Genomic DNA, 12,168 nt, shown 5'->3' with positions numbered 1-12,168 from the left:
TAATAAAAATAGCTCATTTTTTTTACAGCACAATATAGCAATTTGTTTAAATGTATTTAGAATAGAAATTCAACAACGGAGTGATAAATGAATACGGATTCGTTCAATTTTATGCAGGAAATATTCAGTACTGTTCTTCGGAATAGTCTTGATTTATTTGCATACGTAGACAAAAACTACAACTATCAATATGTTAGCGATAGCTACCTGCAGTTTTATGGGCAAGGTGGCGACTCATTAATCGGAAAAACACCGCTTGATGTGTTTGATTCTGAAACCTACCACGACTCAATACTACCCAACTTAATCCAATGTTTTGAAGATGGTAAACCGATAAATTATAAATCATGGTTAAAACCAAAAGGTCAAGACGAAGAACACTTCCTCTATGTTACCTACCTACCTCATTTTAGTGAAGAAAAGCAGCAAGTTGTTGGCGTTATTATTATTGCCAAAGACGTCTCTGAATTTAAACGTGCAGAAACTCTGCTTGCTAAAACGGCAAATACAGATGCGTTAACAAATATCCCAAATCGTTTATTTTTATCCAATAAGCTAAATGAGCTAAGCCAACAGTCAAATCGTCATACCGACCGATATGCATTATTATTTTGCGACCTAGACGGCTTTAAACTAGTAAATGATAAATATGGTCATGCAGTGGGTGATCGAATACTCCATCAAGTCGCTCAGCGCCTACAACAACAAATAAGGCAAGAGGACGTTATCGCGCGATACGGAGGCGATGAGTTTGTGATATTAATCACTGACCGTGCCACCTCCACAGCTTTAAATGCGGTTAGAAATAAGATTTTTAATTCTATTTATCAACCATTTAACTTCTCTGGAGAGAAAATAAAAATTGGCATCAGCATAGGTGTTTCAATTTACCCTGATCACGGTTTAGAACCCGATGCTTTACTTGAAAGGGCCGATGCGGAAATGTACTCTAGTAAAAATTCATACCGATAACAGTGGCTTTTTCTGCATTGAAAGGCTAACTTTATAGGTGTGAATATCACCCAGCCTTTAATTAACTAAAAGAAATTTGATCACTATGAATGTAGAGTTTATTAACCCTTTTCTTAGCTCACTAATGAATGTTTTAGAAACCATGGCAATGACGAAGCTAGAGCCAGGTAAACCTTCGTTAAAAAAAGAGGAGATATCTAAAGGTGATGTTTCCGGTATTATAGGTATGGCTGGGCCACAGACTAAAGGTTCTTTGTCAGTTACATTTGAAGAGTCATTAGCCTTGTCTATTATGGAAAAGATGCTAGGTGAAAGACCTGACTCAATTAATGAAGAAGTTACTGATATGGTTGGTGAAATAACTAATATGGTGACCGGTGGTGCAAAAAATATCCTAGGTGACAAAGGTTATGATTTTAACATGGCAACACCAACTGTCGTGTCTGGGAAAGATCACACGATTAGCCACCAGTGTGAAAGCTCAACGTTAATTATTCCCTTTACTTCTGAAAGCGGTAAAGCTTACATAGAAGTGTCATTTGATGTTTTAGCGAAATGATTTTCCACCGTTAAATCGTTGACGTTCGGCGTGAAAAGGTGGAGCTCCGAGTTTTCACCTTTTCCAAAGGTTGAGTCGTAACTATTAAATACTTCTCGTACTGTCATTACTAAGCGATTTCCAACAACATCAAATTTCTGTAATCGAGAACCTGCCGCTTTAACAGAAAAGACAACGTACGCTCTGCCACTTCCATTATAACTGCTACTCAATTGCAAAGGCGTTCCATGTTCATCTATTGTGATCACCATAGTGCCGTCAAAGTCGTCGACATATTCGCGTGTTCTTTTATTTGTAATTATAGCTTCCATTGGTAACCTAAAGTGCAGTTTTTGCGCGCCATCCATGTTACTTCCTACGCGCTCTACTCGAGTTAGTTTTGCAAACTTAAGCAAACGGTTTATTGAGTCGACTGGCGATAATAGGTTATTAATATTTGTCATACTAAAATCGTTAATGGCATCTATTGTTGGTGTAGGTGCCTCTTCGTTTTCGAGCAGTAACGCTGATTCTTGTTTCATATTCTCAACTATATCTTTTGAATATGAGGTGGTTAAACCGTTAATACTCTCCTGAACAGTCAAAGTAACTTGTCCCGACTTTTCTTTTAACTTTTTACCCTCACCCTGTTTGTCGTTAAAAGATACTACAATATGGCCTCCCACCGGGCGTTCACTGTCTAGTCGGCTTAATGCACGTGAAAGTTTTTCCATCGCTAAGCTTTGCGTATCACTTGAAGGATTTGCATTAACTTCAAAGCTGCTAATGCTCAAAGTACTAAACAAAATGGATGCAATGAAAAGTGTTGGTTGTGCAAGTATTTTCATTTCGTAATTCCTGTTTACAAAAAATAATCTATCACTAACGACCGTTTAATTTGTTATTCGTTCAATTAAATTTAAATCTAAGTCTAATAATATAAAATTAGCTCGACTTCCTATCTTAATACCACCAATAGTAGCATTTTGATCAATGTACTCTGTTGGATAGGAAGTAGCCATTTTTAATGACTCTTTAATTGATATATCAAGATGTTGATGTGCATTTTGTACTGCTGTTAATAAATTCAAATGAGCACCAGCTAGGGTGCCGGCTTCATTAGTCAAACGACCGTCTTGCACTAGTACCGTTTGATCAAACAGTTGAAAGCTATCAATTTGGCTTCCAATTGATGACATAGCGTCTGACACTAAGTAAAGTCGACCTAACTTGCTTGATTCTGAAAATGACATTGAATTATTTTTGATTTTCCACGCTAGCTTAGCGCTCGCGTAGTCGACATGGTAGCCATCAAGTATTATGCCGGCATAAGCTCCTTCATTATTGAGAGCAGCACCAACCGCGCCGGGCTCACGTCCTGTAAGTGGTGACATTGCATTAAACAAATGTGTAAAGCCTGATGCACCCAACTCTAGCGCCGAGCAGTGTGTAGAGTAGGACGCATTGGTATGGCCAATTGAAACAATACAGTTATTTTCAATAAGAAACTCTAAATCTTTTTCAGACAATACTTCAGGGGCAATTGTAACGAGTTTTATTCCAATATCTGAACGCGCATAAAGCGCTTTTTCTTGTTGGGAGAGTGGCCTTATAAATTTGTCTGGATGAACGCCCTTTTTGGGTGCACTTATATGTGGGCCCTCAAAGTGAATACCGATTATACCTTCTAAATTACTTTGCCGTGCCATACAAACTGCGTCAGCGGCACGCACCATAACATTGATATCGTCAGTAATTATCGTCGGTAATATATACTCGGTACCGTATTGCTGATGTGCCGTTAATATTTTTTTCAAGCCCAGTAAATCTGGCTCGTCATTAAATAGCACACCGCCACCGCCGTTCACTTGTAAATCGACAAAGCCGGGGCTTAAAATACCGTCCAATTTTATAGCCTGAATATTCTCAGACAGATCGTTGACCACCAAAATATCAATTACTTTTCCGTCATCAACTTTAACTACTCTATTTTCTAATAGTTCATGGCCATCGAATAAAAAGCGTGGAGTGTAATGAAGTGTCATAAGTATTAATTAGTTGCCGAAAAAGAATAGAATATACGATTGTGCGTTTTTTAATAGTGGGAATATACAGAGACTTGATTACGGCCATTAATTTTAGATTGATACAGCGCTTTATCTGCAAGTTTTATAAGTTCGTTCATTGAACGATCTGTTAAATCGCTCAGTACTAAACCAAAACTACAAGTTAACTTAAAGTCCATTTCTAAATTTAAAGAAAATGCACTTTCTTCAATGACTTGCCGTAGGTATTCTATTTTCTTAATCAAAATAGGCGGGGGCTCTCCTTCTAGTATAATGACAAACTCTTCGCCTCCTACACGAGCAACAATGTCTCTAGCTCTTAGGTTTTCTTTAAGTAGGTCGGCCAGACCTTTTAATACGACATCACCCACATCATGACCAAAGCTATCGTTTATTGATTTAAAATGATCTATGTCCATCATAGCAACAATAAAGGATCGGTTAGTTTGATAGGATGAATTTATAGCTAATGTACCGTGCTCTAGCAGCCCTCTTCGATTGTAAACCTCTGTGAGAGTATCGGTTTTAGCGAGTTTTTCTAAATTAAGCGTATTATCTTTTATTGCCGTGATGTCTCTTTCAATTGAAGCAAAATGTGTAACCACCCCTTTATTATTTTTTAGTGGAACGATGTTTAAATCCACCCAATAAGGTGTACCGTCCTTTCGATAATTGATAACTTCTGCACGTACAGGTAAGGATTGACTGAGACGGTCCATAATGCGCTTTGTTGTGATGGGACTTGTTTTTTCACCACTAAGTATGGCTGGAGTCTTGCCGATTACCTCTTCGTTTGTATACCCAGTTAAGCGTTGAAAAGCTTGGTTTACATATACAATTTCTGGTCCTTGTCCTTTCGTGTTGATAGCCAGGCTAACAATAACTGCATCATTGGCATTGGACACGATTTCTTTAAAGGGTATCACTTCTTTTTCTGTGGAAATATTGGTGAAGGTAACAACATAGCTATCAGCTTTATTTTCGGTATTATGCGCTATATAGGCATTACATAAAAACCACGTGTAGGCATGACTTGTTTGATTTAGAACACCAATTTCATAGTTAAATAAAGGCTTTTTCGTACGTGATACAATCACGGCGGGAAATTCTTCAACGGGTAACAGAGAGCCATGTTTATCAACAATCGTCCAATAAGGATCATTGATTAAATTGCCTGTTCTAGGATCAACATTAAGCCCCAGCCATTTGATGCTAGTTTGATTTGCATAATCGATTTTAAATTCATCATTAAAAACAATAATGCCGACTGTTAATGAGTCTAGAAGTTGCTCATGATTGATTAATAAATTCATTAGAACCGAGAGCGAAACGTTTTTCTACTCGCCCAGTCACCCCACATAACAATTCATACGGTACAGTTTCAGCATAGTCCGCGATTGACTCAATTGGCAATTTTTCTCCCCAAAGAATAACCTCATCACCTACCGAAACAGAGTCAGTGTTATTTATATTGATGGAAATCATATCCATCGATACTCTGCCTGCTAAAGGATATTGCTGCCCATTTACTAGCACGGGAGTGCCGTTCCGAGCATTTCGCGGGTAACCATCACCGTAGCCTATTGCAATCACAGCTAACGTCGTATCCTTAGTCGCAACCCAAGTTGCACCATAGCCAACACTCTGTCCTTTTTTCACTTCTCTAATAGCGATAACACTTGATTTTAACGTCATTACAGGTCGAAGATTAAAATCCGCGGCTAGTGTGCTTAAAACGGGTGATACACCATAAAGCATGATGCCAGGCCGAACCCAGTGATGATGGCTTTGCGGAAACGACAAGATTGCTGCTGAGTTAGCAAAAGAACACTCACCCGAATGCTGTTGTTTTAACTCGTTAAATACGCCAAATTGATAGTCGTTTAATGAGTGTTCAACGTCGTCGGCACAGCCAAAATGACTCATCAGAATGGGCTCACCTAATACGTTTGGATGCTGGTCGAGCTTGTCTAAAGCATCTTTAAATAATGATGGTGGTAAACCTAAACGGTGCATACCGGTATCAACTTTTAGCCATACAGTTACCGAGCGAGGAAGCTTGGCTTCAATAAACTGTTGAAGCTGTTGTTCGGTATGTAAAACGGTATCCAGTCCTAAGTTTGAAATAATTTGTAATTCGTCGACTTCAAAAAAGCCTTCCAACAATACAATAGGCTTTGTGATTCCAGCCGCTCTTAATGCAACAGCTTCACTCAACCTTGCAACACCAAAAGCGTCAGCTCCACTTAGGCTTTTTGCTATCTGTGTTGTGCCATGGCCGTAAGCATTTGCTTTTAACATTGCCAATACTTTGCTGTTTGGGGCATGTTGTTTAACGATTTTTAGATTGTGTTGTAGTGCACTTAAATCTATTTCTGCCACGGCAATTTTCATAACTAGCTATTAATCCTCTATGATGGCGTTGCCAGCGTAATTATCAAAACGAGAGTAATGTAACTGTGTGGTAAGCCGGATACGCCCTATTGGACCATTACGATGCTTACCTATTATTATTTCTGCCGTTCCTTTGTCTGCTGAGTCCTCATGATAAACCTCATCTCGGTATATAAACATAATTAAATCAGCATCTTGCTCTATTGAACCCGATTCCCTCAAGTCAGAGTTAACCGGTCGCTTGTCCGCGCGCTGTTCTAGTCCACGGTTAAGCTGTGCTAAAGCGATAATTGGAATATTCAGTTCTTTTGCCAATGCCTTAAGTGACGCTGATATGTCAGCAATTTCAAGGGTTCGGTTATCTTTAAACTCTGGCGAGCGCATTAACTGAAGATAGTCGATCATTATCATAGATAATCCACCGTGTTCACGAGCGATACGCCTCGCACGCGAACGAACTTCCGTTGGTGTTAATCCAGAAGAGTCGTCTATATAAAGCTTACCGCTCTCTTGCATAATACCAAGGGTACTTGCTAAGCGCGCCCAATCATCATCGTCGAGGTTACCGGTTCTCACTTTAGTTTGATCAATTCGGCCTAGCGACGCTAACATCCTCATCATAATTGAATCGGCCGGCATCTCTAAACTAAATACTAACGCTGGATATTCTGATGTTAATGCGGCCGTTTCTACCAAGTTCATCGCGAAAGTGGTCTTACCCATTGATGGACGTGCGGCAACAATAATGAGATCTGAGTTTTGAAAACCACTGGTCATTTTATCCAAGTCGGTAAACCCGCTTGTTAAACCTGTTATACCGTCGTTGTCGCTGCGCATCAATTCTTCAATACGGTCAACGGTCGAGCTAAGAATTGAGTTTAGATCTTTTGGGCCATCATTGGCATTTTCTCGCTGTTCCGCGATTTTGAATACTTTAGATTCGGCAAAGTCGAGCAGCTCTTCGCTACTTCTGCCTTCTGGGTTATAACATGCGTCTGCAACTTCATTAGCGGTCCCGATCAGTTCTCGAACCACGGCACGTTCTCGGACGATTTCTGCATAAGCGACAATATTGGCAGCACTTGGGGTGTTTTTAGCAATTTCACCTAAATAAGCAAAACCGCCAACCCCTTCGAGCAACTTCTCTTTTTCAAGGGCTTCAGATACGGTAATTAAGTCAATTGGATTGTTTTGCAATACCAAGCCGGCCATCGCGTTGAATATCGCTTTGTGCTGACGAAGATAAAAATCGCCTTTTACTACTTTCTCAGCAACTCTATCCCAAGCATTGTTGTCTAGCATCAAACCACCAAGTACAGATTGTTCCGCCTCAATCGAATGGGGAGGTAACTTGAGGGAGTCAACTTGAGCTTGTTGTTCTCTACTTGGTTTGTATGAAGATTTTGCCATGTATTGCTAGACCTAATTATAAAAATGTAATGCACTTTAAGTGCTAGGGCTAATCATTTTATGGTGAATAATGCCTTACCGCAATAACAATAAGCCACAAGATTTTTTATCTCATGGCTTATCTAGTTTTTCACTATTTTTGTGTTTACAACGGATTATTATTTAGCGTTTTTTTAGGATGCTTATATCGCCATTCACCGTGTTCATTTCAAATTTAATATGGCCGCTACCTGTTTCAAATTCCAGCGATTCTCCAGGGCCATATCGATTTTTAGTTGACTGCTGGTTTGTTAGTTTATTGTTAATGTCACCACCGGCATGTGTTTCAATATTAAACCTTGCAGAAATATCTGCTGGGACATATAAATCAATTTCACCACTTACCGCCGATATAACAACTTTACCTTTTTTGTCGTAAACATAATCAAGCTTGATGTCACCGTTAACAGTACTAATCTCCAACTCTTCAACTCCACTTAACGAAAGGTTCATGCCACCATTTACATTGGTAATCGCTAAGTCGCTAGAAACTATGTTGGTATTAATCTCACCATTTACAGTCGTAATTTCGGCCTCGCCTTGGCTACCTTTATCGTCTATTTCACCATTTACTGTAGTTATAGTTAATCGCCCTGATAACTCTCGACTGGTAATTTTGCCGTTAACGGTTTCGAGTTCAACTCGCTTCTCTAATTTAGTCGCCGTTATGTCGCCATTAACCGTATTGATTTTTGCGCCACCAACGATTTCTTGTGCATCAACGGAAACATTTACGCCTTCAAACCTCAACTCACTCTGCTTAGGAACGTAAAACGTGAGCTCACCACTTGTGTCTTTCCAGCTACCCCAAGTTTGTTTAGGCATCTTAACTTTGAATATAATTCGATTGCCATTGCGCTCAAATACATAGCCTTCAGCTTTGCCGTCTAATTCACCAATGACTTTTACTTCTGCCTTATCCCAGCTTTTTATGGAAACAAGGCCTGTCATAACCTCTATCGCAACCCGACCATCTTTCTCAGCTGCCAACGTCTCATCAATTCTTTCGCCAGCTAAAACACTCGCAGAAAACGCGATACAGGCGGCGACCAAGCTAAACTTTAATAACGCTTTTTTTACATTTATCATTTTAATTTCCTACTATTTTAAATTTGCAAATATTTAGGTTGATGACTTTTCGCAATAATTTCTAATTGTTGCTGGTAAACATGTGTGAGCATTTTCATCAACGCGGGATCTTCTGGTTGTGTCTTTAACGCTTTAATTAATGACTTTTCAGCAAGCTCTAAGTCTTTTAATGAATCTTGCCATTTCTGATTAACTAACGACTGGCCATCAACTCGCTTCATCAATAGTTGCTTTTGCATCTCAAAACTAGACGATATGGGTTTTAGCCAAGGTAAATCGTTCTCTATTGGAGTCATACTATTCATATAAACACCTGCTAAAAAGGCAATAGGAACAAAAGCCGCTGCAATGTTTTTCCAATTTAAATATGAAGCGGATCGCAGTTTCTGACTATCTTGTTGCGTTTTTGCTACGGCTTGCTCTATACCTGCCCATAAGTCACGCTTTGGGGTTAGTTCGTTCGGCAAAGCTTGTAACGCCTCATCTAGCAATTGGTTATTGTCTGATTGATTCATTAGGCAACAACTCCTTGGGTTTGATCTTCTAACAACAACGCTTGTTGTAATAGTTTTTTGGCTCTATGGTACTGCGCTTTACTAGAGCCTACTGCTATGGAAAGTTCTTTAGATATTTCTTCATGGCGCCAACCTTCGATAGCAAATAGTACAAACACAATACGAGCTTGTTCTGGTAAGTTAGTAATGTGTTTATCCAGACCACTTCTAGATAAGCTAAAGTCATGCTGCTCATCAGTAGTGGGGATCGCATCAATCATGGCCTCACCAGAAATACTATCTTTATCTACAAACCAGCTTTGCCACCATCGCTTTTGTTTACGCATATAATTTATTGCTTGGAAACTTGTGACAGAATAAAGCCAAGTACTAAATTGGCTATCACCGTGAAAATTTCCGATTTTTTTCCAAACCTGCACAAACACTTCTTGGCAGATATCTTCAGCAATTTCATTATTACCAGAGAGCCTGAAACAAAGCGCATAAACTCGCTTCCCATACTTTTCATAGATAGGCTTAAGTGCAGTTTGTTTACCCTGCTTTAATTGTTCAATCCAACTTTGCTCATCATCAACATCATTGACACGTTGCTTGAAAGCTTCTGGTTGGATAACGTTTCCAGTCACAATTTAGTGCTCTCTGCTTTGTTTTTATTTGTTATAGCTTTAGTAACTATCAAAACAAAAAAGGTTTAAATGGGCAAAAAAAAAGACCTTAAAAAGGTCTTTTCTTTATTTAGTAATAAGTTAACTGCGTATTTTCAATGTTTTTCTTGTTAACGCTAGTAAACCTAAAGCAAACAATGCAATTGAGGAAGGCTCTGGTACTTCATCAAATACTTCTTCCGATGTACCTTGAATTCCAACAGTAAAGCCATTCCACGTCTCGTCACTTAAACTTCTCCAAGACACATCAGTAAAAGAACCTGTAAACTGGATAGTTCCATGCGGTTCACCGGTACCCAATAATCGGTACTCAAAGTTGCCATTACCAAGATCTACCACTTGTTTATACGATGAGCCTGCACCGAAGTAACCATCGGCGTTACCATCTAACCCGCCGTAAGACAAAATATCGAAGTCTTGGTCAAAAGCGTAACCATTTAAATTTAAACTAACATAAGAAAAAACTAAGTTTGCTACAGACTCAGAAAAATTTAATGTTTGGCTTCCTTGACGATTCAGAGCAATCATCTCAGCCGCCGTTGGAGTGTTGTCAACTAACGCACTTGTGTATGGCGAGATAGATGGGTCTTGAAAGCTATTAAAGTAATCAATACCTGTACCTGTTTGAAGAAAGTGAATGCCCTGAGAATTAGTATAAGTTACGTCAATCACTGCTGTAGACGTTGTCATAGTACCATTAACCTCAGTGATTCTATTGATTGTTGGATCAACAGTGCCTGACTCCCAGTCAGCCCAGTAAATTAATTCAGCCTGTGCATTAGAAGCAGTAAATATTGTGGATGATAGTAGACCAATTAGGGCAAGTTTCTTAAATACATTCATGGAAGTTTTAGCTCTCATTTACAAAAATTAGGACGTTCCCCAATGTAAGCAAAAAACGAACCACGAAAATATTCATTTAAAATTATATAGATATAAATTACAAAGCAGAACTTGTAAAAATATCTGACACCTCTGGTTCAGGTGTTTTTTCTAATTATGAGCTCTAAATAAAAAAACACCGCACTAGGCGGTGTTTTTATTAAAAAGATAAATCTTTCTAATTATGCTTCAGCAATAACAACAACAGTTACGTTGGCCATTACTTCTGCGTGCAATTGAACTGCAAGTTCAAACTGACCGATTTCACGGATTGCACCTTCAGGCATTTTAACTTCAGCTTTAGCAACTTCAACACCCGCTTCAGTGATCGCAAGAGCGATGTCACGTGTGCCGATTGAACCGAATAGCTTGCCTTCGTCACCAGCTTTAGATGCGATAGTTACCGCTTCTAATGCATTTAGTTTCTCAGCGCGAGCTTGTGCTGCAGCTAGTTCTTCAGCAACTTTCGCTTCTAATTCAGCGCGACGTGCTTCGAACATTTCTAAGTTTGCTTTGTTTGCTGGAACTGCTTTACCTTGTGGGAAAAGGAAGTTACGAGCAAAACCCGCTTTAACGTTAACATTGTCACCAAGTGAACCTAAGTTGGCAACTTTGTCTAAAAGGATTACGTTCATAAGTATTAAACCTCTTAATTACCAATCTTATTGATGTAAGTCTGTGTATGGTAGCAATGCTAAGAAACGCGCGCGTTTGATTGCACGTGCTAATTGACGTTGATACTTTGCACTTGTGCCTGTAATACGGCTAGGTACGATTTTACCGCTCTCTGTAACGTAGTTACGTAGAGTTGATAGATCTTTATAATCGATCTCTTTTACGCCATCTGCTTTGAAACGGCATACTTTACGACGTCTGAAATAACGTGCCATTAGTAGTCTCCTAATTGAGTCTTTCTATATGTTGGGCGTGAATAGCAATAATGGCTTGGCCGTTTTTGCTTTCATGTCGGTTTAAAAAACCAGACACTTGAACTTCATCACCTACAATAAAATTTTTGATTAACTGCTGCTGTTGCTCACCACAAGTTACTACATGAAGTCGGACATACGCATTGCGATTAAAACCGTCTTCCTGTTGTATTGATTTATGTTCAATTGAAAACTGACCATGAATCACACCTGCAGGGCTGGTTGTAAACTTGGGTGACTTGCAAACTTGGCCGGTTAAAACCAACTGATTAAACACCTAAGCTAACTCCCTAAATTAAGCAGCTTGTTCTTTTTTCTCTTCTTTTACTAAAGGAGAAGCTTCAGTAACAGCAGCGTCTTTACGGATAGTCAAGCTACGTAAAACAGCATCGTTGTAACGGAAAGTCTCTTCTAATTCAGCAATAACTTCGCTCGTTGCTTCAACGTTCATAAGAACGTAGTGCGCTTTGTGAAGTTTCTCAATTGGATAAGCTAGTTGGCGACGACCCCAGTCTTCAAGACGGTGGATAGTACCATTTGCTTCAGTGATAGAACCAGTATAACGCTCGATCATACCAGTAACTTGTTCACTCTGGTCAGGGTGAACCATAAAAACGATTTCGTAATGACGCATCGTTAGATTCCTTATGGATTAGTAGCCTCATCGAC

At 39.3% G+C, this 12,168-nt stretch carries 15 protein-coding genes; 2 read left to right on the top strand and 13 right to left on the bottom strand.

Annotated features, from left to right (window positions below):
* Positions 1-87: 87 nt before the first annotated feature.
* Positions 88-972, top strand: a complete 885-nt coding sequence (locus J9318_RS02800; RefSeq protein WP_210561031.1) for a diguanylate cyclase domain-containing protein — start codon at positions 88-90, stop codon at positions 970-972.
* A gap of 85 nt (positions 973-1,057) precedes the next feature.
* Positions 1,058-1,531, top strand: coding sequence for a chemotaxis protein CheX (locus J9318_RS02795; RefSeq protein WP_210561030.1), 474 nt, complete (start codon positions 1,058-1,060; stop codon positions 1,529-1,531).
* Here the strand turns inward: J9318_RS02795 and J9318_RS02790 are convergent.
* The 13 genes from J9318_RS02790 to rpsF all read right to left on the bottom strand — a co-directional run bounded on the left by J9318_RS02790 (position 1,495) and on the right by rpsF (position 12,133).
* Entirely contained in the window at positions 1,495-2,358 is an 864-nt protein-coding gene (locus tag J9318_RS02790; protein WP_210561029.1) for a hypothetical protein, read from the bottom strand. The genes J9318_RS02795 and J9318_RS02790 overlap by 37 nt on opposite strands.
* Before the next feature lie 45 nt (positions 2,359-2,403).
* A complete protein-coding gene (nagA, locus tag J9318_RS02785) occupies positions 2,404-3,555 on the bottom strand; it encodes an N-acetylglucosamine-6-phosphate deacetylase (RefSeq protein ID WP_210561028.1) in 1,152 nt (383 codons plus the stop codon).
* 50 nt (positions 3,556-3,605) lie between these two features.
* Positions 3,606-4,889 carry a sensor domain-containing diguanylate cyclase gene (locus tag J9318_RS02780; RefSeq protein ID WP_210561027.1) on the bottom strand — a complete coding sequence of 428 codons (1,284 nt, stop codon included), beginning with the start codon at positions 4,887-4,889 and terminating at the stop codon, positions 3,606-3,608.
* Positions 4,867-5,970 carry an alanine racemase gene (gene alr / locus J9318_RS02775; protein ID WP_210561026.1) on the bottom strand — a complete coding sequence of 368 codons (1,104 nt, stop codon included), beginning with the start codon at positions 5,968-5,970 and terminating at the stop codon, positions 4,867-4,869. Before alr ends, J9318_RS02780 begins: the two co-directional genes overlap by 23 nt.
* Positions 5,971-5,979: 9 nt before the next feature.
* Complete coding sequence (gene dnaB / locus J9318_RS02770) at positions 5,980-7,380, bottom strand: replicative DNA helicase (protein ID WP_210561025.1); 1,401 nt, start codon at positions 7,378-7,380, stop codon at positions 5,980-5,982.
* Between the two features lie 162 nt (positions 7,381-7,542).
* A complete protein-coding gene (locus J9318_RS02765) occupies positions 7,543-8,508 on the bottom strand; it encodes a DUF4097 family beta strand repeat-containing protein (RefSeq protein ID WP_210561024.1) in 966 nt (321 codons plus the stop codon).
* A 17-nt stretch (positions 8,509-8,525) separates the two neighbouring features.
* On the bottom strand, positions 8,526-9,023 hold the full coding sequence (locus J9318_RS02760; protein ID WP_210561023.1) for a hypothetical protein: 498 nt from the start codon (positions 9,021-9,023) through the stop codon (positions 8,526-8,528).
* Positions 9,023-9,649, bottom strand: coding sequence for an RNA polymerase sigma factor (locus J9318_RS02755; protein WP_244731829.1), 627 nt, complete (start codon positions 9,647-9,649; stop codon positions 9,023-9,025). The genes J9318_RS02760 and J9318_RS02755 overlap by 1 nt, the downstream gene beginning before the upstream one ends.
* A 120-nt stretch (positions 9,650-9,769) precedes the next feature.
* Complete coding sequence (locus J9318_RS02750; RefSeq protein WP_210561022.1) at positions 9,770-10,531, bottom strand: PEP-CTERM sorting domain-containing protein; 762 nt, start codon at positions 10,529-10,531, stop codon at positions 9,770-9,772.
* A 221-nt stretch (positions 10,532-10,752) separates the two neighbouring features.
* Positions 10,753-11,205: a 50S ribosomal protein L9 gene (gene rplI / locus J9318_RS02745; RefSeq protein WP_210561021.1), complete on the bottom strand. Its 453-nt coding sequence runs from the start codon at positions 11,203-11,205 to the stop codon at positions 10,753-10,755.
* Between the two features lie 27 nt (positions 11,206-11,232).
* On the bottom strand, positions 11,233-11,460 hold the full coding sequence (rpsR, locus tag J9318_RS02740; RefSeq protein WP_208831217.1) for a 30S ribosomal protein S18: 228 nt from the start codon (positions 11,458-11,460) through the stop codon (positions 11,233-11,235).
* Positions 11,461-11,470: 10 nt separating this feature from the next.
* Complete coding sequence (priB, locus tag J9318_RS02735) at positions 11,471-11,776, bottom strand: primosomal replication protein N (RefSeq protein ID WP_210561020.1); 306 nt, start codon at positions 11,774-11,776, stop codon at positions 11,471-11,473.
* A gap of 18 nt (positions 11,777-11,794) precedes the next feature.
* On the bottom strand, positions 11,795-12,133 hold the full coding sequence (rpsF, locus tag J9318_RS02730; RefSeq protein ID WP_155695984.1) for a 30S ribosomal protein S6: 339 nt from the start codon (positions 12,131-12,133) through the stop codon (positions 11,795-11,797).
* Positions 12,134-12,168 lie beyond the last annotated feature (35 nt).

It is taken from the genome of Psychrosphaera aestuarii, assembly GCF_017948405.1.
GTDB lineage: Bacteria > Pseudomonadota > Gammaproteobacteria > Enterobacterales > Alteromonadaceae > Psychrosphaera > Psychrosphaera aestuarii.
This window is presented reverse-complemented; position numbering and strand designations above follow the sequence as displayed.

Excerpts from the sequence above, each read along its gene's own strand:
- dnaB (WP_210561025.1), bottom strand. The coding sequence starts at position 7,380 with ATGGCAAAATCTTCATACAAACCAAGTAGAGAACAACAAGCTCAAGTT.
- rpsF (WP_155695984.1), bottom strand. The coding sequence starts at position 12,133 with ATGCGTCATTACGAAATCGTTTTTATGGTTCACCCTGACCAGAGTGAA.
- nagA (WP_210561028.1), bottom strand. The coding sequence starts at position 3,555 with ATGACACTTCATTACACTCCACGCTTTTTATTCGATGGCCATGAACTA.
- J9318_RS02780 (WP_210561027.1), bottom strand. The coding sequence starts at position 4,889 with ATGAATTTATTAATCAATCATGAGCAACTTCTAGACTCATTAACAGTC.
- J9318_RS02765 (WP_210561024.1), bottom strand. The coding sequence starts at position 8,508 with ATGATAAATGTAAAAAAAGCGTTATTAAAGTTTAGCTTGGTCGCCGCC.
- rpsR (WP_208831217.1), bottom strand. The coding sequence starts at position 11,460 with ATGGCACGTTATTTCAGACGTCGTAAAGTATGCCGTTTCAAAGCAGAT.
- alr (WP_210561026.1), bottom strand. The coding sequence starts at position 5,970 with ATGAAAATTGCCGTGGCAGAAATAGATTTAAGTGCACTACAACACAAT.
- rplI (WP_210561021.1), bottom strand. The coding sequence starts at position 11,205 with ATGAACGTAATCCTTTTAGACAAAGTTGCCAACTTAGGTTCACTTGGT.
- J9318_RS02750 (WP_210561022.1), bottom strand. The coding sequence starts at position 10,531 with ATGAATGTATTTAAGAAACTTGCCCTAATTGGTCTACTATCATCCACA.
- J9318_RS02800 (WP_210561031.1), top strand. The coding sequence starts at position 88 with ATGAATACGGATTCGTTCAATTTTATGCAGGAAATATTCAGTACTGTT.
- J9318_RS02790 (WP_210561029.1), bottom strand. The coding sequence starts at position 2,358 with ATGAAAATACTTGCACAACCAACACTTTTCATTGCATCCATTTTGTTT.
- J9318_RS02795 (WP_210561030.1), top strand. The coding sequence starts at position 1,058 with ATGAATGTAGAGTTTATTAACCCTTTTCTTAGCTCACTAATGAATGTT.
- J9318_RS02760 (WP_210561023.1), bottom strand. The coding sequence starts at position 9,023 with ATGAATCAATCAGACAATAACCAATTGCTAGATGAGGCGTTACAAGCT.